The following is a 22,298-nucleotide window of genomic DNA, read 5'->3' on the forward strand; positions in this document are numbered from 1 at the left end:
TGTCGGTTATGATTATAGTTCTTTTTAAGACCTTTGTGCTATATTTTACAGTTTTATTACAGACATGTCAATAAATTTTCCCTGGTGGATTATGAATTTCCTATAAATTAATGTGAATTTTCTGTGTCGCTTTCTGTTTTTTCTATAACTTTCCTACTGTGTTTTTTGCTGAAAATATGCAAATCTTACTGTCCCTGATATTCATACATATGAAGCTCATGCAGTGCCCTTGTTGCTGCAATATACTTTGCCTGTCTGATAAGTCCGTCATCTGCATTTTCCGCAAAAACGCCAAATACCTGGTCAAATTCCAGACCCTTTGCAAGATAAAAGGTGGTGACTGTCAGACCCTTTTTGAAACTCTGGCTGTCACGATTCATATAATTCAGCTGATATTCTCCGTCCGGATCCAGACTTTTCAGTTTTTCTTCTATATACAGATACGCCCGCTCTGCCTCCTTCTCTGTAAAAAGAATCAGTACTTCGGTTTCATAATCTGCCTTCTTCGCCTCCCACTGTCGGATCACTTCATCCAGGGCTTCTTTCTGCTGCGCAAACATCCTCTCTTCAACCGGAGCTCCGTGACGCTCAAACAGTTCCATATCCTGAATACCGGTGAGTTTATTTGCATACTCTGCAATCTCCATCGTATTCCGGTAACTTCTGTTCATGATGATCTTACGGATATCTCTGCCAAAAATCTTCGGAAGGAATTTCAGAACATCCTGCTGCTGTTCTTCCATCGTCTGCGCCTTGTCTCCGAGGATCGTCATTCTGCACGGAAACAGTTTCTTAAGAAGTACATACTGGATCCAGGAATAATCCTGCATCTCATCCACTACAACATGCTTGATGCCGTGGTGATTTTTGCAGCGGAAAAGAGAGTACTTCAGATAAAGGATTGGATACACATCCTCAAACTTCAGTTTTCTTTTTTCCAGAGGAACTCTCGGAAGAGGATCATATCCCTCCTGCTCAAGGAAACGACTGTACAGTATATAGCAGTCCCTGGTTTCGTACATGCGGTTAAACCGTCCAAGGAGTTCTTCCTTTTCTTCGTCCACAAGGTCTCTGTCCCTCAGTGTCTCCACCTGATCAATAAAATATTCTGCCACTGCTTCCATTCTTGAGAGAAGCGGGATATCCAGAAATTTAAAGTAAAACAGATCAATGATCTCTTTCTCAGAAAGTGTACTGCCCCTGTATTCTATATCCCGGAAATTCATCAGCTCGTCTTCCAGACCAAGCATATATCCATCCAGCCTTCCAGCAAACTCTGCGGACTGCTTTTCTCTGCACAGTTCCTGGGACTTTGGCAGCAGAACTGCTCTTTCGATCTGATCGTATCTGTCCTCACAGTCCGAAACAATTCCCTTCAGTTCCCGATAGGCAAACAGATCAAAGCTCATCTCCCGGATGTTCTCCTCACCCAGTTCCGGAAGAATATGTGAAATATAATCTGCAAACACACCATTTGGTGAAAGTACCAGGATATTTGAGGACTTGAGATTCTCCCTGTCATGATAAAGAAGATATGCGATCCTGTGCAGTGCAACCGAGGTCTTGCCGCTTCCTGCCGCTCCCTGGATTACCATGATTTTATCACTTGTGTTTCGAATGATTGTATTCTGCTCTTTCTGGATCGTGCGGACAATGTTCTTGAGCTGAACCTCTCCCTTACTTCCAAGCTCCGCACCAAGGATCTCATCATCGATTTTGACATCGCTCTCAAACTCATAGAGCATCTGACCATTGCGGATCTTGTACTGCCATTTGGATGTGATCTCTCCTTCAAATATACCGGAGGGTGCTTCATAAGCTGCAGGTCCTTTGTCATAATCATAAAAAAGTCCGCTGACCGGTGCTCTCCAGTCATAGACCAGAGGGCGGCTTCCTGCTGTCTCGGAAAGATTTCCGATTCCTATATAAAAAAGTTCCGGCTCCTCATCTCCGTCATACTGAAAATCCACTCTTCCAAAAAACGGAGAATCCATCATTTTCCTGAATCGTTTACGCAAAAGAAACTGCTCTTCATTTGCATTCATCTGACGGAACAGTGCCTGCTGGTTATCATAATTTTCATAACCATACTCGTCCATCTCTGTATAGTTTTCCCAGTAATATTCATGCATATCCTCGATTTCTTTCTCTCCTTCAAGGATTGCCGTATCGGTCTGGGCAAGACGTTTCTTCAGACATTCCATCACATACTGCAGGTACTCTCTGCCACTTTCTATACTGCCGTTCATCATAATACCTCCCTTTCCTGCCAGACTTAATAATAGTTGTAACTGTTCAGTACCCTCACAGTTACTTAATTTTTTCATTATACTCAAAAAGACAGCAGTTGACAAGAGTTGTCTCCTGTCAGGAGCTGTCTTTTCAGGACGGTTGTTACTGTTTGTTTCATTCGCAGTAACTCTGGTCGTCAGACGGATATTTGCTATCCGCTATATTGGGATTTTTCTTTTTTATGAGCAAAGTTCAGAGGATTCATTGTCAAACTGGCTGTTATAAAGATCTGCATAGAAGCCTTTCGCTGCCAGCAGTTCTTCGTGGCTGCCCTGCTCGATGATATCTCCATCTTTCATGACAAGAATCAGATCTGCATCCTTGATCGTAGAAAGTCTGTGGGCGATAACGAAGCTTGTTCTTCCCTTCATCAGATTGTCCATCGCTTTCTGGATCTGCATCTCTGTTCTGGTATCTACAGAAGAGGTTGCCTCATCAAGGATCAGAATCTTATTGTCTGCAAGGATAGCTCTTGCGATCGTGAGAAGCTGTTTCTGACCCTGAGAGATATTGCTTGTTTCCTCATCCAGTACCATCTGGTATCCGCCCGGCTGCTGCATGATAAAGTTGTGGATATGTGCGGCTTTTGCTGCTGCAATAACCTCCTCATCTGTTGCATCCAAGCGTCCGTAACGGATGTTTTCCATAATTGTTCCGGAAAACAGCCAGGTATCCTGAAGCACCATTCCAAACATCTCATGAAGTTCGCTTCTGTTAAAGTTCTTAACATCATGACCGTCTACCTTGATTGCACCCTTGTTTACATCATAGAAGCGCATCAGAAGTTTTACCATGGTGGTCTTACCTGCTCCGGTCGGACCTACAATGGCAATTTTCTGTCCGTCCTGTACATCTGCAGAAAAATCATGGATAATGATCTTATCCGGGTTATAGCCAAACTCTACATGTTCGAACTGAACATTTCCATTTAGTCCTTCGATGGAATCCGGATTCTCCGGCTGCTGTACTTCTTCCTCTTCATCGAGGAATTCAAAGACTCTCTCAGATGCAGCTGCGGAAGACTGCAGCAGGTTTGTAACCTGTGCGATCTGCTGGATCGGCTGAGTAAAGTTACGGATATACTGGAAGAAGGACTGAATATCACCGACCTCGATGGAACCTTTGATAACAAAAATACCGCCGAGAAGTGCAACCATAACATATCCAAGGTTTCCTACAAACTGCATGATCGGCATCATCATTCCTGAGAAGAACTGTGATTTCCATGCAGATTCGTAGAGATGCCTGTTGTCTTTTTCAAATTCTTCCAGAACATCGTTTTCTTTATTGAATACTCTTACTACATCGTGACCACCGAAGTTCTCCTCGATCTGTCCATTGACTGCACCGAGATATTTCTGCTGTGCCTGGAAATATTTCTGGGAGTGCTTCATCACTGCCTGAATGATGAACATAGAAACCGGCAGGATCAGAAGAGCAGCCAGTGTCATCCATACATTAATGGACAGCATCATGATAAATACACCGATCAGGGTTGTCACAGATGTGATGAGCTGTGTCAGGCTCTGGTTGAGGCTCATCTGCAGTGTATCCACATCGTTCGTTACTCTGGAAAGGATTTCGCCGTTGGTTCTGCTCTCAAAGTAGTTGAGTGGAAGTCTGTTGATTTTCTTTGAAATATCTTTTCTTAAATTATAGGTTACATCATTGGAGATTCCTGTCATGATCCATCCCTGAATGAAGGAAAAGCAGGCACTTGCCAGATACAGGCCCAGTGTCCACAGAAGGATCATCCCAATCTTCCCGAAATTGATGCCTCCTGTTCCGTTTACTTTTGCAACAAGACCTGTATAAAGTTCTGTCGTTGCTTTACCAAGGATCTTCGGTCCTGCGATGTTAAAAACGGTTCCTGCGACTGCAAATATAAATACCATTACAAAGCGAAGTTTATAACGGCTCATATAACTGAAAAGCTTTCCCATTGAACCTCTGAAGTCTTTTGCTTTTTCTGTCGGGCGCATTCCCGGTCCATGACCGCCCATCGGTCCACGTCGTTTCTGTTCACTCATGCCAATTCCTCCTCTGACAGCTGGCTCATTGCAATCTGACGGTAAACCTCGCAGTTCTCCATCAGTTCTTTATGAGAGCCGATTCCTGCCATATGTCCGTCATCCAGAACAATGATCTTATCTGCATTCAGGATTGTGCTGATACGCTGTGCAACAATGATCGTTGTTGCATCTTTTGTATGTGTTTTCAGTGCCTTACGCAGGGTACTGTCTGTCTTGAAGTCCAGAGCTGAAAAGCTGTCGTCAAAAATAAATATCTCAGGTTTTTTGGCAATTGCTCTTGCAATAGAAAGTCTCTGTTTCTGTCCGCCGGAAACGTTGGTACCTCCCTGTGCGATCGGAGAGGCGTATCTTTCTGGTTTTGTCTCAATAAATTCTGCTGCCTGAGCAACCTCTGCGGCTTCTTTTACTTTCTCTTCAGAAATATCGGTCTTGCCGTATCGGATGTTGGAATCGATCGTACCTGAGAAAAGGACTCCTTTCTGTGGTACATATCCCAGTCTGTCTCTGACATCTTTCTGTGTCATATCACGGACATCTACACCATCTACAAGAACACGTCCCTCTGTCACATCATAGAAACGTGGAATCAGATTGACCAGGGTACTCTTACCGCTTCCGGTACTTCCGATCACAGCGATCGTCTCGCCTTTTTCAGCCTTGAAGGAAATATCTGTCAGGACATTTTCTCCTGCTTCCGGATAAGCAAAGCTTACATGATCAAATTCAACAGTTCCTTTGACATCTTTTGCCGGCTGAACTGGATTTTCCGGATCTGTGACGCTTACTTTTGTCTTAAGTACATCATTGATACGAAGTGCTGCCACATTTGCTCTCGGGAGCATGATGGACATGGCTGTGATCATCAGGAAGGACATGATGATCTGCATTGCGTACTGGATAAATGCCATAACGTTTCCGACCTGCATGGTTCCATTGTCTACGGCATAGGCTCCGCTGTAGATGATCAGTACGGAAATTCCATTCATGATCAGCATCATGGTAGGCATCATAAAGGTCATGCATCTGTTGACAAAGAGGTTTGTTTTTGTCAGTCTTGCATTTGCCTCTTCGAAACGTTCTTCTTCATGTTTCTCGCGGCTGAATGCACGGATGACTGGAATACCTGTCAGAATTTCTCGTGTTACCAGGTTCAGTTTATCAACTAATGTCTGTAATACTGTGAATTTTGGCATAGCCACCTGAAACAGAACAATGATCACAACAAGAATCAGTCCTACTGCAAGACCAAGAATCCATGTCATGGAAGAATCTGTCTGTAATACACGGAGCACACCGCCGATACCAAGGATCGGGGCGTAGAGTACGATACGGAAAAGCATTGCCATTACCTGCTGTACCTGCTGAATATCATTCGTGCATCGTGTGATCAGGGATGCTGTGGAAAACTTATGGTATTCGCGGCTTGAGAAGGTGATAACCTTACGGTACACTGCATTTCTCAGATCATGGCCGAGTGCTGCTGCCACTCTGGAGGAAAGGAACACTACGCAGATTGCACAGAGCATGGTGATAAGTGCCATACCGAGCATCTTGACACCTGACATCTTGATATAATGCATCTGGATCGCATCTACATCTTCCCCTATTGCTTCATATTCACTCTTTACATAAGATACACCAGCCTGGGTGATGATAGAATCCTGCATACTGTCGATCTTCTCGCTGATTTTCTCCGTCATCGCATCAAGTGCTTCTTTTGGCATCATAGTGATTGCCTGCATCGGATCTGTTCCTTCCGGAACTCCCATCTGGGAGAGCATGGCTGTAACTTCATCACTTCCGGATAAAAAGCTTGCGGCGATCATCATCGGTTTTGCCAGAATATCATTTAGTTTATCACGTTCTTCAGATGTCACATCATTTTTCAGTACGAGATTATCTCCGTCTTCCTCATAAAAGGAATCTACGGTTTCTTTATCATTTTCATCCATAAACAGCTTAAGACTGTCCATTGAGGTCTTTCTGATTTTTTCGGGTACACTGTCTTCGATACCGCTCTGCTGGATTCCTACATTGACAATTTTGGATGTGTAATCCGGAAGAGAGAGGTCGCAGTATGCCTGAAGAAACAGAAGTGCTATGATCAGAATTACATAGCCGGCTGATTTTTTGAGATATTTCATCAGTTTGATCACTTTTGCTGTCCTTCTTTCTCTGTATTATTTTTTCCAGAGGATACTGGTATTTTTTCGATATTTTCTGTAATCTGTTCCAGGAATCTTCTCAGGAGACAAAGTTCAGTATCGTTGAAACCGTCCAGAAGAATTTTTTCGTTTTCTTCTACTTTTTTCATACCGTTTTCTTTTGCCTGTCGTCCCTTTTCAGTGAGGTAGATTCTGGATATTCTCTGATCTTTTTCATCTGCTTTTCTGCACAGGAATCCTGCTTTTTCCAGTCGTTGAACAGTTACATTGACCGTTGGCGGTTTGATTCTCAATTTTTCTGCGATCTCGCGCTGGCTGAGTCCATCCTTATATGCCAGAAGTCCAAGTACCGGAATCTGTCCTGGATAAATGCCCAGTTCCTGCATCTGTCCAAAGCACTTGCCCATAAAGCGGCGGTTGATTCTCATCAGCATGGACAGATAGCTTGTCTTATGCTCTGCAGAGCAAAACTCTGGTTCTCCTTCTGTAAACAATTCTTCACCTCCGTATAGTCTTTTTTCGTTAGTTGGCTATTCATTAGCTGACTAATTATTTATTATATGTATTTGCACAAAAAATGCAACTGTTTTTTGTGGATTTCACATAATTTTTATATTTTATTCCCAATAAACATTTGCCCGGCTAATCATATATTCCACGCCATATATAGAAACTCCTGAATTGGAAACGACTTCAGAGTTTGGTGCTGATATTATATATCCCACGCCATATATAAAAGCTCCTGAATTGGAAACGGCTTCAGAGTTCAGAAATACTAAGAATATACCCTGTCTGCTAAGATCATGGATAGAAAGTGCATAACTCGCTTACGCTCAGACAATGCACTTTTTATCCATAACACAGCCAGGGTATCTTCAAGTATTTCTATGAACTCTTGCAGATGTTTCCTGCTCAGGAGTTTTTATATATTGGCTGTTAATCTATATGTTATCAGCTCACGGTGGGGACCACACCCCCGAACACGCTAACGGGTATAAAGTACGGTGATAGGAAAGAAAAAAAGACTTCTGTCCGGGACGCACGTGATTATCTTCTGCTTTTGTTTCGCCTGAAGAACTTCGTTTAGATACCGGATCATACAGGTTTTTGCGTTAATTCAGAAAATGCTGCTGTCTGAGCATCTATGATGCGAGTTCAGCATTTTCTGAATTGTATTTAGCAAAATTCTGTATATCCTGGTATCTCAGAAGTTCTGAAACGAAACACACACAGAAGATAATTCACAGGGTGTCCACTAAACAGAGTCTTTCTTAAATTTCCCATCACCGGGAATTCTTTATACAAACTGATTGAGTTCCGCATCGTACTCATAATCGATCGACGCGAGTTTCTTTATCAGGCTCTCTCCTGACAATTCCTTATCCTTAAGGAAATCATCAAGCGAGTCATAATAATCTCTGAGCTGTGTATTAACGTAACTCAACAGCATCACCGGATCCTTTGGTATCATAGCTGCCTCCTGCAATTTTCCTGTGACTGTCAGTTACATCCACAGTCACATCTATTTTGTATTGATCACAAACTCACCGTCTTTGACATCCAGCACAAGCGTATCGCCCTGATGTACATCACCGGAAAGAATCTTCTTGGCTGCAAGTGTTTCCACATAGTTCTGCAGATAACGTTTCAGCGGACGTGCTCCATATACCGGATCATATCCATTTTCAATTACCTGAGTTCTTGCCGCATCAGTCAGTTCCAGGGAAAGCTCCTGATCTGCCAGACGGTCGCTGAGTTCTTTGACCATAAGGTCGACTATGCCACCAATGTTCTCTTTTGTCAATGGTTTGAACATAATAATTTCATCCAGACGGTTCAGGAATTCCGGACGGAAATGTCCACGCAGGTCATTCATAACCTGCTCCTGAGCCTCCGGTTTGATCTCACCCTTCTCATCAATACCATCAAGAAGATATGGAGAACCAATATTGGAAGTCATGATCAGAATCGTGTTCTTGAAGTCTACAGTTCTGCCCTGAGAATCTGTGATACGTCCGTCATCCAGCACCTGAAGAAGTACGTTAAATACATCCGGATGTGCCTTCTCAATCTCATCAAACAGGACAACGCTGTATGGTTTACGACGAACAGCCTCTGTAAGCTGACCGCCTTCTTCGTATCCTACATATCCCGGAGGCGCTCCGATCAGACGAGATACAGAATATTTCTCCATGTACTCACTCATATCGATTCGTACCATATTCTGCTCATCATCAAACAGAGTGGCTGCCAGTGTCTTGGCAAGTTCTGTCTTACCAACACCGGTAGGTCCAAGGAACAGGAAAGATCCAATCGGTTTGGACGGGTCTTTGATTCCTGCTTTGGAACGAAGGATTGCATCTGTAACAAGACGTACACCTTCATCCTGTCCGATCACACGTTTATGCAGTTCATCCTCCAGACCAAGAAGTTTCGTTCTCTCGCCTTCAGTCAGTTTCGTTACCGGAATACCTGTCCAACGGGAGATAATCCTTGCAATCTCATCATCTGTGACAGCTTCATGTACCAGACTGCGGTCACTTTCTTTGACCTGTCTTTCCTCTATCTCCAGCTGTTTCTGGAGTTTCGGCAGCTCACCATACTGCAGCTCAGCTGCTTTTTCCAGATCGTAGTTCTGTTTTGCTTTCTGGATCTGTTTATTGATATCCTCGATCTGCTCACGTAATTTCTGGAGCTTCTCTACAGAATGTTTCTCATTGTCCCACTGTGCCTTCTGAGTATTAAAGGTATCACGCATCTCTGCAAGCTCTTTCTGCAGATCTGCAAGACGCTCCTTGCTCAGATTGTCTGTTTCTTTCTTAAGGGCAGATTCCTCGATCTCAAGCTGCATGATCTTACGTCTCTGCTCATCCAGTTCGGTCGGCATGGAATCCAGTTCGGTCTTGATCAGGGCACAGGCCTCATCTACCAGGTCGATTGCCTTATCTGGCAGGAACCTGTCTGTGATATATCTGTGTGAAAGTGTAGCTGCTGCCACCAGTGCGCTGTCTGTAATCTTGACACCATGGAAGACTTCATATCTTTCCTTCAGTCCACGAAGGATGGAAATGGTATCTTCTACGGTCGGCTCATCGACCATAACCGGCTGGAAACGACGTGCCAGTGCGGCATCTTTCTCGATGTACTGACGGTACTCGTCCAGTGTGGTGGCACCAATACAATGCAGTTCACCTCTGGCAAGCATAGGTTTCAGCATATTACCTGCATCCATCGCACCGTCTGTCTTACCGGCTCCGACGATCAGGTGAAGTTCATCGATGAAGAGGATGATCTCGCCCTCACTTTTCTTCACTTCTTCGAGGACTGCTTTGAGACGTTCCTCAAATTCACCACGATACTTGGCACCTGCAACCAGTGCTCCCATATCCAACGCAAAAATTTTCTTATTCTTAAGGCCTTCCGGAACATCGCCGGCAACGATTCGCTGTGCCAGTCCTTCGATGGCTGCTGTCTTACCGACACCAGGCTCACCGATCAGCACCGGGTTATTCTTGGTCTTACGGGAAAGAATACGGATGATATTGCGAATTTCTGCATCACGTCCGATGACCGGATCCAGTTTCTGGTTTCTCGCCTTCTCGACAAGATCCTCACCATATTTGTTCAAAGTATCATAGGTTGCTTCCGGGTTATCACTGACAACTCTCTGGTTGCCTCTCACGGTAGAAAGTGCCTGGAGAAATCTTTCTCTGGTGATACCGAATTCATTAAAGATCTTCTTCATACTCGGACTCGGCTGTGTCAGAAGAGACAGAAACAGATGCTCAACAGAAACATATTCATCTCCCATTGCCTTCGCTTCGTTCTCTGCATTTACAAGAGATTTGTTCAGATACTGTCCAAATCTCAGATCACCGCCGGATACTTTTACCTTGGCATCCAAGGCTTTCTTTACTACGTTGATAAAATATTCTTTATTGATATCCATCTTCTCAATCAGTTTGAGAATCAGGCTGTCCTCCTGTGTTAACAGTGCATACAAAAGATGCTCCTGCTCTACTTCCTGATTGCCATACTCATAAGCAACCTTCTCAAGATCCTGAACAGCCTGTACAGATTTCTGAGTAAATTTACTGATATTCATAGGCTCTCCTCCTCTATATCGTAGGAAAAGGATACCGAAATTTCTTTCCGTACCCTTTGGGTTATCTTTGTTATGCTTGTACTATAACACACATTGTTAGCACTGTAAAGAGGTGAGTGCTAATTATTTGTGAACATTTTGTGAACACAAAAACAGAGCCGACAATCCCTAACAGACTGTCAGCCCTGCTTTCATCTACGCATATTCACATTAACTATTACCTTATTTCGTCAGAATCCTGTAATTCTCTTCCTTGTCATAATCCTTATGGATTCCGTCATCTTCATACAGAGTATAGCTGCTGCCTTCGTATCCAAGCATCTTAAGGTGCTCTGTATCAATATCCTTCACGCACTCTGCCACTTCTGCGATTGGGATGCATTTGCCGCTTCGGATGAAGAGCGGTACTTCGTTGAGTGCCACGTCTACATAGTGAACTCCTTTTGCGAGGATTTCTTCGGAAATGGTTCCGTCTGGCAGGAACTTGATGAATTTCATTTCTTCCGGCAGGTAAACGTAGCGTCCTCTTGCATTCTGCTCGTAGACCGGTGCGATCATGATCTCGTTTCCGAGGATGAGCTGGTCTTCTACGCGAATCGCCATCTTGTCATCCGGATAAACGAAGCCGAGCGGTTTGAAGTACATGTCATCGTTCAGTGCAGCTTTCATGTACTCGCTGTACAGATACGGTACGAGACGGTATCTGGTATTAATGACATTTCGGAAATCCTCGATGTTTTCGAACTGGTAGCATTCCTGCTCTCTGGTTCCTTCTGCCGCATGATTACGCATTAACGGGGTGAATACACCCAAAGCAAGGAAACGGAGCACCAGATCTCTGGTTGTATCTGCGCCAAATCCGCCAAGGTCGGCACCTGTGTACATGAATCCACACATATTCAGAGATGGCATCATCTTCAGATTAAGAAGGATGTGTGACCACCAGGATTTATTGTCACCGGTCCAGATTCCACCGTAACGGTGCATTCCGATATAGGAAGATCTGGAGAACATCAGGAAACGTTTTTCCGGATCAATACGCTCAAAGGCTTCCCCTGCTGCTCTTGTCATGTTGTAGCCAAAAAGGTTATGCACTTTGTCGTGACGGATTTTTTTGCCATCCACATTGTGGTAAAATCTTCTGTAATCCTCCGGATTGTTTGCAATGCCCTTCATCTTTGCCTGCATATCCCACGGATGGACCCTGCCTTCTGTGTCTTTTGCAAACTCTCCGGCAAGTTCTTTTGCTTCTTTAAGTCCTTCAGAGGAATAAAAGATTGCCGGCTCGTTCATATCGTTCCAGAAGCCTTCAATTCCCTGTTCAATAAGGAAACGATATTTGTCTCCGAACCACTTTCTGGCATCCTTATTCAGCATATCCGGGAAGTGGGTATCTCCCGGCCACACGGCTGCAACGAAATCACTTCCGTCCTCTCTCTTGCAGAAATAGTTGTTTCTGACGCCTTCCTCGTAAACATCGTATCCCGGTTCGACCTTGACTCCGGCATCGATGATTGGAATCAGACGAAGATCCTGGTCCTTCATTTCCTGTACAAATTCCGGAAAATCCGGGAAGTTTTCTTCGCTCAGTGTGAAATCCTTAAAAGACTGCATATAATCAATATCCATATAGATCATATCGATCGGGATGTGATTCTCGCGATATCCTTTTGCAACAGTGCGGAAATCTTCCTTTGTGGTGTAACCCCAGCGGCTCTGTCCGAAACCAAAAGCAAACTTCGGCGGGATGTAGCTGCGCCCGATCACATGACGGAACTGTTTTACGATATCATAAGCATTTTCGCCCTCGATCACGTAAATATCCAGATCTGCATTTTCGCAGGATACTTTAAGGGTATCCATTCTGGTATATCCGATGTCAAAGGTCAGTTTTGACGGATAGTCAAAAAATAATCCAAACGTCGTCTTGCCGCTCACGATAATGAAGTTGTGAGCTCCGTACAGAGAACGCTTGTCCTCTGTATGCTCCGGATCATCTGTGCAGTTGCTGATGTAGCAGTAGCCTCTTTTGTTGATTCCGCGGTTGGATTCACCCAGGCCATAGACGATATCATCTTCGTCCATGATATAAGTAAAAGCAAATCCCTCTTCCTGACTGATTTCTCCATATGGAAAAACGCCCTCAGTTGTTTCAATTTTTTCGGTCAGTGCCTCCGTGTCAAACGGAGTTCCATATCTGTATTTTCTGATCATCTCTGTGTTACCTCTTATTTATATAATACAAATGCCTCATATGGTTTCAAAACAATTTTACCTTCAAATACAGTTCTGTCAAGATTTGTGATCAGGCATTCTGCACCTTTGAATTCTTCCGGAATCTCCATCTCTGCATTTCTTTCACTGAAATTGCAGACTGTCAGAAGTTTTTCCTGATCCAGTTTTCTTGTGTAAACAAAAATCTGCTCGTCGTCACGGTAGAGCGGTTCAAACTCACCATAAACGATGATGTCTTTTTCTTTACGCAGGCTGATCAGTTTCTGATAGTAATGGAAAATAGAGTTCGGATCTTTGAGCTGCTGCACCGCATTGATCTCTTTATAGTTCGGGTTCACTTTGATCCAGGACTCGCCATCTGTAAATCCGGCCTGTTCTGAATCATCCCACTGCATCGGGGTTCTCGCATTGTCACGGCTTCTCAGCATCAGACATTTCATCATGTATTCCGGAGTCATAAGTCCTGATTCCGTAAGTTCTGTAAAGAAATTGATACTCTCAATATCACGATAGTCTTCCAGTTTATCGAAGTAGACATTTGTCATACCAAGCTCTTCACCCTGATATACGTACGGCGTTCCCTGCATCATATGAAGACAGGTTGCCAGCATTTTTGCGGAAGTCTCTCTGTATGCCGGATTGTCATTTCCAAATCGGCTGACACTTCTCGGCTGATCATGATTTCCAAGAAACAGGCTGTTCCATGCTTTGCCCTGAAGTTCTTCCTGCCATTTGATCATGATGCGCTTGAACTCTTTGAAATCATATTTCTCAGTTGTCCACTTTCCGTAATCACCGCTTCCATTATCCACATGCTCAAACTGAAATACCATATTCAGTTCTTTTCCGGCTTCTCCCGCATATTTCTGTGCCTCTTCGATAGTAACTCCTGAAGTTTCACCAACTGTCATGATATCATATCTGGAAAGTACTTCTCTGTTCATTTCCTGAAGAAATTCATGAACCCTCGGACCATGTACGCAATATGGTCCAAAATCGCCATAGAGGCTATTGTTCATTTCTCCGTCCGGAAATGCCTGATCTTTGGAAATCATACTGATAACATCCATACGGAAGCCATCGATTCCTTTTTCACACCAGAATGTCATCATATCATAAACTTCCTGACGTACTTTCTCGTTTTCCCAGTTGAGATCCGGCTGTTTCTTTGAGAACAGATGCAGGTAATACATCTGGGTCTGCGCATCATATTCCCATGCAGAACCGCCAAATGCACCGCCCCAGTTGTTTGGTTCTTTTCCATTGACAGGATCTTTCCAGATATAATAATCACGGTACGGATTGTCTTTGGACTTGCGGCTCTCAATGAACCAGTTGTGTTCATCAGAAGTGTGGTTGACTACGAGATCCATCAGGATCTTGATGCCACGTTTATGTGCCTCGGCAAGCAGTTCTTCGTAATCCTCCATTGTTCCGTAGTCTTTATAAATCTTCTGATAATCTGAAATATCGTAACCATTGTCATCCTGTGGAGACTCAAGCATAGGAGAAATCCACAGCACATTTACGCCAAGTTCTTTCAGATAATCAAGTTTCTGTATGATTCCTCTGATATCTCCAATGCCATCTCCATTGCTGTCATTAAAACTTTTCGGATATATTTGATATACGACGCTTTCTTTCCACCATTTTTTCTCCATGCTATTTGAGCCTCCTGTTTCTTATGATTTTATTCACCAATATTTTAGAATTACTTCGCTGTGGCACAAATCCTGTAACTCTGAACATTTACTCCTTACATCATCATTTGACTGCTCCGGCAACAACACCGTTCATGATCCATTTCTGACAGAAAAGATATACAAGCAGTATAGGAATAAATACCAGCAGGTAAGACGCGAACGCCATGTTGAAACACTACCCTGGACACGTCTGTCCTGTTCCCTTTTGGTGACTTTATCATAACTCCAGTATCACTGGAAAATCAACAGGTTTCTCGAGAAACTTAAATTTTATCCAAAGTTTACGAGGCGTTTTTATGCATTTTACACAAAGCTTTCCTCTTTACTTTCCATCTATGAGTGCAAAAAAAGAACGATCCTGTCATTCCCTGACAGAATCCCTCTTTACCAGATAAACCGGACTTTTTATATTTAATTCTTCCAGCCTTTCTCCCTTGATCAGTTTCATCAGACATTTCAACGCCACATGTGCTTTTTGCCGGACATCCTGATGAACTGTCGTCAGTTTCGGACGAACCATACTCGCATATATACTGTCATCGTAACCTGTAATGGATATCTGATCCGGAATCCTGATTCCTTTGTCAAAAAAGAAATTCATCGCCTCAATTGCACCATAATCTGAAGAAAAAGCCAGTGCTCCGGCTTCAAGAAATCGCGGAAGAAATTCCCCGTATTTCCTGAGACGTAAATGTTTCTCACCCGGAACAACTATATATCGGGAACGACTGCAGAATTTTCCCCTCTTTTCCATCGCCTGTTTGAATCCCATCCATCGATAGTAGTCACTGTCCTGCTCTGTCTCCGCAACAAACAGAGCCTTCTTATATCCGCAGGAATAGAGATATTCTCCTATCTGATATCCTCCCGAGTAATCATCTACACCGACATTCGGGAAGGTATAGGCACCTTCGGGGTAAGTATCGATCAGAATCATCTTTTTATTCAGCTTCCGGGAAAGCCTGCGGTACTGTTCTTCATTATATCCAAGGATGATCAGCCCCTCGACATTCCATTTTGAAGCAATGTCCACTACGTTCTGGATATTTTCGCCGCCGATGAGCATAACGTAATAGCCCTTTTCTTCAGTTTCCATCTGAATGGTTCCAACGAGTTCGCCCACAAACGGATCCTGAAGGGACTGTATGCCATGTGCATAATGAAATCCAAGTACTACACCTATGATTCTGGAGCCATGACCGGAAAGCATCACGGAACCCATATGAGGAACATAGTTCTGTTCTTTAAGGATTGCCGTGATTTTATCAATCGTTTCCTGGGAAACTCTCTTGGTATTGCCGTTTATCACATTTGATACGGTGGTGCGGCTGACGCCTGCCATTTCTGCGATATCCTGAAGACGAATCATCTGTTGTTCCAACTCCTTTTATATCTTATATATACTACGATATTATCAGTTTAGGATCCCGATGGAATGCGTACGATCAACTTCTGCCCATCTTTTTCTGCCGGCACCAGCACCGGGATATGCTTTTTACGCAGTGCATGTACAATTGGATATGCTGCGAACAGATTTTCTCCGACAAAAACGGCTTCTGGTTTGTATTTCAGAATCTGTTTTACCTGCTCCTTGATTCTGGATTTCCACTCCTGTTTTTCCATGGCTACCTCAACGTAAATTCCCTGGATTTCAAGTTCAGGAATATCCGGGAAATCTATGCAAATAATTTCTGCTGCCTGCAATTTAGGGAGCTGATGGAGAAGTTCATCATATTCGATATCTCCGCCAAAGCTTACGATCACTGGTTTCTCGCAAAACTGTTCCATACTGATCTTACATGCCTGTACTGCATCTGCAAGTTCACCGGTTGTCATAAGAAATCCGCCTTTGTGGCAGAAATTTGCTGTTTTAAGACCGGTCACTGCTTTGAGTTCTTCGTTTTCGAGACCAAGCCATTCTGATGGGAAACTGCATTTATAATTCATGGCGTATTCTTTTTTCTGTGGCTGGATGCAGTAACCGCCTCTGTTGGACGGGAATACCACAAATGCAATTGGTGTCTCAGATAAGAATTTCTGGCAGGGAACAAACTCTGGAAGAATCAGAATTCGTGCATCCTCGCAGTGTTTTTCTCTGTCATGAAATGCCTGCATATGTCTTTCGTAGATTTCTTCTACTCGTTTGTCTGCACGCTCGTTTCCTCTATAACGGTCGAATTTGTTTTCCAGGATCATTCCGGCAACACTGACTGCCTGGAAAAAGGCTTCGTCGTTGCTTCCTTCGGCATCCCAGGTTGGATTAAAGTTCCCAATCAGTGAAGCTAGCTCGTTTTTCTCACCGGTGTTATCGTTGTTATCCAATGGCTGTACAAAGGATTCATCGAATTTCTGCGCCAGTTCTTCTCCGAGAATTTCTGTGCCAAGTTCCTCCCAGAGAAGCCCAAATGCCGCATACGGTACGCTGTTCTCACGGACTCTGCTGTCTTTCTGGTGATGGTCGTATCTGCCTCTGCCGATATCAAATACGATACCGTCAAAATCTTCTGGCACGCGGTTGCCGCGTATGATCGTGATCTCCGGGTTTAAATATAATAATAACGCAGCAGAAAACACATCATCTGCGTGGAATTTACCGCTGTGGGTAAAAGCAGTGGCGTTTTGCTGATGGATTTTATCTAGTAAGTTGTTCATGTAAGTACTCCTTTAATACATCCAATATCTATTTTTAAGCTGCCAATGCATTGGCTGTGAACTGTTCTTTTCCCACAGGGCTTTCCATTACAAATCCCCGTGAAACTTCATTTTGAACAGTATAGCACGATAAGGTAAACATGTCATGAATTTTTCTGCCCACCTCCCCCATTTGACAGCCCACCCGTATTGTGCTTTAATAGAATTATCAAAAAAATCCGGAGGTGTTGCATATGGGACTTATTATGATGAGCTACATGATGGTATTAGGCGGTATCTATCTGATCTTTGCACTTGCCTGGTGGATATTGCAGATCATAGCAAACTGGAATATTTTTACCAAGGCCGGGGAGGCCGGATGGAAAAGCATTATTCCGATCTACGGTGATTATGTTTCTTACAAGATCGCATGGCAGACATCTTATTTCTGGCTGAGCTTTATCCTTGGGATTGTGGTTTCCTGTATATCAGAAGCCGATCCAGCTGGAGATAATATGCTTCTTATGCTGATTGTTGCACTGCTCAGAATTATAATCGCCGTTATCAGCATCATGTATTGTGTAAAACTGTCAAGAGCCTTTGGCCGCGGGATTGGTTTTGCAATTGGTCTTATTTTTTTACAGCCGATTTTTTTACTGATTCTTGGCTTCGGTGCTGACCAGTACTACGGTGCTGATAAATAACTCATATAAATGAATGAAGACATCTGCGATTTCTCCCCGATGTCTTCATTTTTTATTTGCTCAGAATTCGCTCTGCTTTTATCGTCCAGCACATCTTGGTCAATCTGGCACGTCCGTTCTGGGCACATTCCTGTGCAGATGGACGTACGACATCTCTGGCATAAAGGAATTATCATCATGGCAAACAATGCGACTTTCTATAATGTACGCGAAGTTTTTGCCGTTCTGGACGGAACTCTTGCCAGACTCGGCGTTCCGCTTAAAGCAAGTATGGAAAAAATCTTCTGTGAGAACATGAGATAATAATTTCCGTAAATTCTATTTTCTTTTCCAGTTTGTAAAAATATCTGAGGATTCTTTCAGGAAATCATAGGAAATCTGTATTTCATCCTCTGCCACGGTTTTGTCATCATCCATGATCGGGGATGGGTTGCAGCCTCCTGCTGTCTGTCCGACCTGATCCATCGTAAAGGAATTACCGCAGTTCTGGCAGACCAGCGTATCGCCTTCCTGCTTGTAATAGCCATTGCCGGAATCATAACAGATCTGGCAGGTATTGAATGCGGTACGGATGTTCCCCTCTGAATCCTTTACCGCGATCACTTCCATCTCTGTTCCATCTACTTCAATTGGATAAAACGCTGCATCTTCGGAAAGATCATCTGTTTTAATGACCAGACTGTCACCTTTTTCTATTTTTGCTGTTTCTTCTTTGTCTTCTTTATCCCCTGTTGTTTTTGTTGTCTTTTTCTCTGCTTTCTTTGTGGTACTGGAAGCTGCTGCCATTACATTTACTACGCTTCCATATTCTGCTGCTGTTGTTATTAACATAACTGCCATTACTGCTGTTATCATAAATTTTTTCATCGTTTTTTCCTCAACTTTCTACATAAATCTTTCCTGTGATCATTCCCATCCAGCAGGTGTAGGTGTAAGTTCCTGCTTTTTCCGGTGTAAATTCGATTACATTTTCGCCCTCGTCAAAAGCATACTGGATTCCCAGATCCTGCTGTATGATCATGTAATTGCATCCGTTGACACTTCCATCCGGAGCATCGACCGTCCATTTTACAGGCTCTCCTGCTTTAACCGTGATGTCCGGATAACTTCTACCCGGCTGTAAGGTACTGGTGACGTACTGCATTTCGTCTGTATTTGCGGATGCGTCTTCTGATGCTGTAGTTGTATCTGCTGCAGTTGTCGTCTCAGTTGTCTGATCTGGGTTCACAGTTGCTTCACTTGTTGTGGTATCTGCATCTGTATTCGTATTTTCTGCTATAAGTGTACCTGTAACTTTACCGTTCAGACCTGATAAGTTACCGCCCTGCACCATCATAGATAGTCCCATAACTACCACCAGAATCGCACCGACTTTCAGAACCTGCCTTGTGAACCGTTTTCCAAGTATGGATACTGCTGAACCGAATCCAAGCATCAGCGGGACAGTTCCCAGGCTGAAACAGAACATAGACAAAGCTCCTGCCATCGGATTTCCGGATGCCAGCGCAACGACCTGCATGGACTGCAGCGGGCCGCATGGCATGAAACCATTGCAAATCCCAATGAAAAATGGAGTTCTAGGCTTTCTGCCTGGTTTTTGTTTTGTGTTTTTATTGAAATTCGGGATGTGTATCGTCAGCTTTCTAAGCCCTGGAAAAATCCCGAGCATATTTATGCCCATCACTACCATGATAATTCCTGCAAATAATTTGAGCATTCCCTGAAAAAATGTGGATGTCTGTAAGCTGCTTCCAATCCCGGCCAATGCCCCGATTTCTCCCAGCACACCACCGATTACTGTATACGCGATCACACGCCCGGTGTTATATTCCAGGGTATTTCGGAACATGGCTCTTGAAATTTCTGTCGACGTATCTTTCCGTAATGTCTGAGACAAGTTGATTCCGCCGCACATGGCAATGCAATGGATGGAAGTGATTAGTCCGATCACAAACAGCATCCCATATCCCATCTCACTGTCCGCAAGAGAATCCGGCACAAGCCGGTTCAAAATCCCGAATCTCTGCAGCAGTAAAAACAGCACCGCAATAATTGCAATTTCCCGCACAGTATTCAGTATGACTTTCTTTTTTGAAATGTTCTGTGCCGATGCTTCGTAACCGAGATTTCCTATGATTTCTATGATCTGCTCCAGAGAAATCTTCGACGGGTCATAGGAAAATTCTGCCGTATCGGTTTCGTAACTGACGGAAATTTCTGTAATTCCACTTCGAGCATTCAATGCTGATGCTATTCTGGTCTGGCAGTTGGTACAGGTCATTCCGCTGACATATAGTTTCTCATGTTTCATGATTTGTTTCCTTTCTGTAGCAGTATTACTGCTACCTTCAGTTACAACGCGTGAATTTGAATGAACTCCATAGCAGCAAAACAAAAGACTGTCACAATAAATTTTAGTTCTACTGTAACAGTCTCATTCAACATACTTTTATGATAGGTTAATTGTAATAATTATTCTCTTCGCTGTCAATACTTTTAAAAAGCATTTCACAGAATCTTCATTTTTTATGTATAGAAAACTATTCTGCTTTCACTGCCCAGCGCATCTTGGTCGATCTGGCACGTCCGTTCTGGGCGCATTCCTGTGCGGATGGACGTACGACATCTCTGGCATAATCAGAATAGATTCCTGCCTTGTATCCGGCCTTGAGGGCTTTTTTGACCAGTTTATCCTCTCCGGAGTGAAATGTCAGGATTGCAACACGTCCGCCCGGCTTAAGGGCATCCGGAAGTTTTTCCATAAATTCATAGAGCACTTCAAATTCACGGTTTACATCGATACGAAGTGCCTGGAAAACACGCTGGCAGGTCTTGCGGACGGTATCCTTCTTTTCTTTTTCCGGAAGGAAAAAAAGCGTCTTCTCTATGATCTCACGCAGTTTCGTAGTCGTATCTACACGATTCCCCTTGCGTATCTCATCTGTGATTGCTTTGGCGATTTCCTCACAGTATGGCTCATCGGAATTCTCATACAGCATTCCGGCAAGCTCTTCCCTACTGATCTTGTCCAGCCGCTCCGCTGCACTGATTCCCTTTTCCTGATTCAGACGAAGATCCAGCGGTCCATCTGCACGGAATGAAAAACCTCTCTTTGGATTGTCGATCTGCATGGAAGACACGCCAAGGTCCGCGAGTATAAAATCAAAACCGCCTGCTTCTTTCGCAATCTCATCAATCGTGCAAAAATTCTGAAGCTTCACGGTCAGGATATCCTCCCCAAATCCCTGCTCCGCCAGACGCTTGCGGGTTTTGGCTGATTCTTCCGGATCTACATCCGTCGCATACATATGTCCCTCTCCATGCAGGCACTCCATCATTGCCTTCGTATGTCCGCCATATCCGAGAGTTGCATCAAATCCTGTCTCTCCAGGCTGGATTTTGAGGAAGTCCAGAATTTCCTGTACCATAATGGAAATGTGCATTCCGGCCGGTGTATTTCCCTTACTGATGACATGCTCAATGGTATCCTTATATTTCTCCGGATTCAGTTCTTTGTATTTTTCCTCAAATTTGCGTGGATATTTTCCTTTATATCGTACTCTTCGTTTGTGTGTGGTCTGTGTTTCCTGTTCCATTAAAAATCATTCTCCTTATCTCTACAACTCCTGTTTATCATACCATGCAGCCTGAACCATCACAACCTGAAAATCTGTTTCCTCTGCATGGATATTGCTGTGATTTAAACTGTCCCCTTATTTTTTATCAAAACTGCCTCTTTATTCATGTACAGTTCTGTTGTAAAGTATACCCATCAAAAACATAGTTAAACGGGAGGTTTTATATCTGTTTCATAAAACAGATTCAAACTCTTACCTTCCAGGAAAGGAATTATCATCATGGCAAACACAAATGTACAGACAGCAGCAGGTGAACGGGAATTTTCTTCTTCCGTTCAGTTTCTTACCGTAACAGCAGTCTTCGTAGCACTGACTTACATCTTTACGGCATTCATCAACGTCCGCCTTCCGATTGCAGCAAACGGCGGACTGATCCACCTCGGAAACGTTCCCCTTTTCATTGGTGCGATCATCTTCGGTAAAAAGACCGGTGCGATTGCAGGTGGTGTCGGAATGGGACTTTTTGATCTGCTCTCCGGCTGGACTTTATGGGCTCCATTTACCCTTGTTATCGTCGGACTGATGGGATTTACTGTAGGTAAGCTTACCGAAGATGAAAAACATCAGAATTTCAAATGGTATGTGATCGCAATCGCAGCTGCATGTGTGATCAAGGTTGTTGGTTACTACATCGCAGAAGTTGTTATTTACGGGAACCCACTCTCACCGGTTGCTTCTATTCCGGGTAACCTGGTACAGATCGGTGTTGCAGCCGTAATTACACTCATCGTAATCGCACCACTGAATGTTGCAGCCAAAAAATCTGGTTTAAAAAAATAAAAATTTAAAAAG

Annotated in this window: 16 protein-coding genes and 1 pseudogene; 3 read left to right on the plus strand and 14 right to left on the minus strand. The window is 43.6% G+C overall.

Going from position 1 to position 22,298, the window contains the following annotated elements:
- Nucleotides 1–185 precede the first annotated feature (185 nt).
- The 11 genes and pseudogenes from LIR34_RS05635 to LIR34_RS05685 form a co-directional block, all read right to left on the minus strand.
- Nucleotides 186–2,249, minus strand: a complete 2,064-nt coding sequence (locus LIR34_RS05635) for a HelD family protein (protein ID WP_173902265.1) — start codon at nucleotides 2,247–2,249, stop codon at nucleotides 186–188.
- Nucleotides 2,250–2,471: 222 nt separating this feature from the next.
- Nucleotides 2,472–4,322, minus strand: a complete 1,851-nt coding sequence (locus tag LIR34_RS05640; RefSeq protein WP_173902228.1) for an ABC transporter ATP-binding protein — start codon at nucleotides 4,320–4,322, stop codon at nucleotides 2,472–2,474.
- Nucleotides 4,319–6,481, minus strand: coding sequence for an ABC transporter ATP-binding protein (locus LIR34_RS05645; RefSeq protein ID WP_173902229.1), 2,163 nt, complete (start codon nucleotides 6,479–6,481; stop codon nucleotides 4,319–4,321). The genes LIR34_RS05640 and LIR34_RS05645 overlap by 4 nt, the downstream gene beginning before the upstream one ends.
- On the minus strand, nucleotides 6,478–6,984 hold the full coding sequence (locus tag LIR34_RS05650) for a MarR family winged helix-turn-helix transcriptional regulator (protein WP_244092222.1): 507 nt from the start codon (nucleotides 6,982–6,984) through the stop codon (nucleotides 6,478–6,480). Before LIR34_RS05650 ends, LIR34_RS05645 begins: the two co-directional genes overlap by 4 nt.
- An 803-nt stretch (nucleotides 6,985–7,787) precedes the next feature.
- Nucleotides 7,788–7,961 (minus strand): DUF4250 domain-containing protein, encoded by a 174-nt coding sequence (locus LIR34_RS05655; RefSeq protein ID WP_161283878.1) that lies wholly within the window; start codon nucleotides 7,959–7,961, stop codon nucleotides 7,788–7,790.
- 51 nt (nucleotides 7,962–8,012) lie between these two features.
- Complete coding sequence (gene clpB / locus LIR34_RS05660) at nucleotides 8,013–10,595, minus strand: ATP-dependent chaperone ClpB (RefSeq protein ID WP_161283877.1); 2,583 nt, start codon at nucleotides 10,593–10,595, stop codon at nucleotides 8,013–8,015.
- 222 nt (nucleotides 10,596–10,817) lie between these two features.
- Nucleotides 10,818–12,809 carry a glycoside hydrolase family 31 protein gene (locus LIR34_RS05665; protein WP_173902230.1) on the minus strand — a complete coding sequence of 664 codons (1,992 nt, stop codon included), beginning with the start codon at nucleotides 12,807–12,809 and terminating at the stop codon, nucleotides 10,818–10,820.
- A gap of 14 nt (nucleotides 12,810–12,823) precedes the next feature.
- Nucleotides 12,824–14,491 carry a glycoside hydrolase family 13 protein gene (locus LIR34_RS05670; protein WP_173902231.1) on the minus strand — a complete coding sequence of 556 codons (1,668 nt, stop codon included), beginning with the start codon at nucleotides 14,489–14,491 and terminating at the stop codon, nucleotides 12,824–12,826.
- 103 nt (nucleotides 14,492–14,594) lie between these two features.
- Nucleotides 14,595–14,705: pseudogene (locus tag LIR34_RS17945) on the minus strand (carbohydrate ABC transporter permease); the annotation flags it as partial.
- Nucleotides 14,706–14,894: 189 nt separating this feature from the next.
- Nucleotides 14,895–15,902, minus strand: a complete 1,008-nt coding sequence (locus LIR34_RS05680) for a LacI family DNA-binding transcriptional regulator (protein WP_173902232.1) — start codon at nucleotides 15,900–15,902, stop codon at nucleotides 14,895–14,897.
- Between the two features lie 50 nt (nucleotides 15,903–15,952).
- A complete protein-coding gene (locus LIR34_RS05685) occupies nucleotides 15,953–17,185 on the minus strand; it encodes an MYG1 family protein (RefSeq protein WP_173902233.1) in 1,233 nt (410 codons plus the stop codon).
- A 233-nt stretch (nucleotides 17,186–17,418) separates the two neighbouring features.
- On the opposite strand from LIR34_RS05685, the gene LIR34_RS05690 reads away from it, so the two are divergent.
- Both LIR34_RS05690 and LIR34_RS05695 read left to right on the plus strand, forming a co-directional pair.
- Nucleotides 17,419–17,868 (plus strand): DUF5684 domain-containing protein, encoded by a 450-nt coding sequence (locus LIR34_RS05690; protein ID WP_161283873.1) that lies wholly within the window; start codon nucleotides 17,419–17,421, stop codon nucleotides 17,866–17,868.
- 177 nt (nucleotides 17,869–18,045) lie between these two features.
- Nucleotides 18,046–18,171, plus strand: coding sequence for a hypothetical protein (locus tag LIR34_RS05695; protein ID WP_264475281.1), 126 nt, complete (start codon nucleotides 18,046–18,048; stop codon nucleotides 18,169–18,171).
- 15 nt (nucleotides 18,172–18,186) lie between these two features.
- Here the strand turns inward: LIR34_RS05695 and LIR34_RS05700 are convergent, their stop codons facing one another.
- The 3 genes from LIR34_RS05700 to rsmH all read right to left on the minus strand — a co-directional run bounded on the left by LIR34_RS05700 (nucleotide 18,187) and on the right by rsmH (nucleotide 21,464).
- Nucleotides 18,187–18,735 carry a DUF2318 domain-containing protein gene (locus tag LIR34_RS05700; protein WP_173902234.1) on the minus strand — a complete coding sequence of 183 codons (549 nt, stop codon included), beginning with the start codon at nucleotides 18,733–18,735 and terminating at the stop codon, nucleotides 18,187–18,189.
- Nucleotides 18,736–18,745: 10 nt separating this feature from the next.
- Complete coding sequence (locus LIR34_RS05705; RefSeq protein ID WP_161283871.1) at nucleotides 18,746–20,179, minus strand: urease accessory protein UreH domain-containing protein; 1,434 nt, start codon at nucleotides 20,177–20,179, stop codon at nucleotides 18,746–18,748.
- Nucleotides 20,180–20,408: 229 nt separating this feature from the next.
- The gene (rsmH, locus tag LIR34_RS05710; RefSeq protein ID WP_173902235.1) at nucleotides 20,409–21,464 is read right to left on the minus strand and encodes a 16S rRNA (cytosine(1402)-N(4))-methyltransferase RsmH; all 1,056 of its coding nucleotides are present in this window, start codon (nucleotides 21,462–21,464) and stop codon (nucleotides 20,409–20,411) included.
- Nucleotides 21,465–21,725: 261 nt separating this feature from the next.
- Between rsmH and LIR34_RS05715 the strand changes: the two genes are divergently transcribed.
- Complete coding sequence (locus LIR34_RS05715) at nucleotides 21,726–22,286, plus strand: ECF transporter S component (protein WP_161283869.1); 561 nt, start codon at nucleotides 21,726–21,728, stop codon at nucleotides 22,284–22,286.
- Nucleotides 22,287–22,298 lie beyond the last annotated feature (12 nt).

The organism is Blautia sp. MSK17_66 (assembly GCF_020538025.1).
In the GTDB taxonomy this organism is placed as follows: Bacteria; Bacillota; Clostridia; order Lachnospirales; family Lachnospiraceae; genus Blautia_A.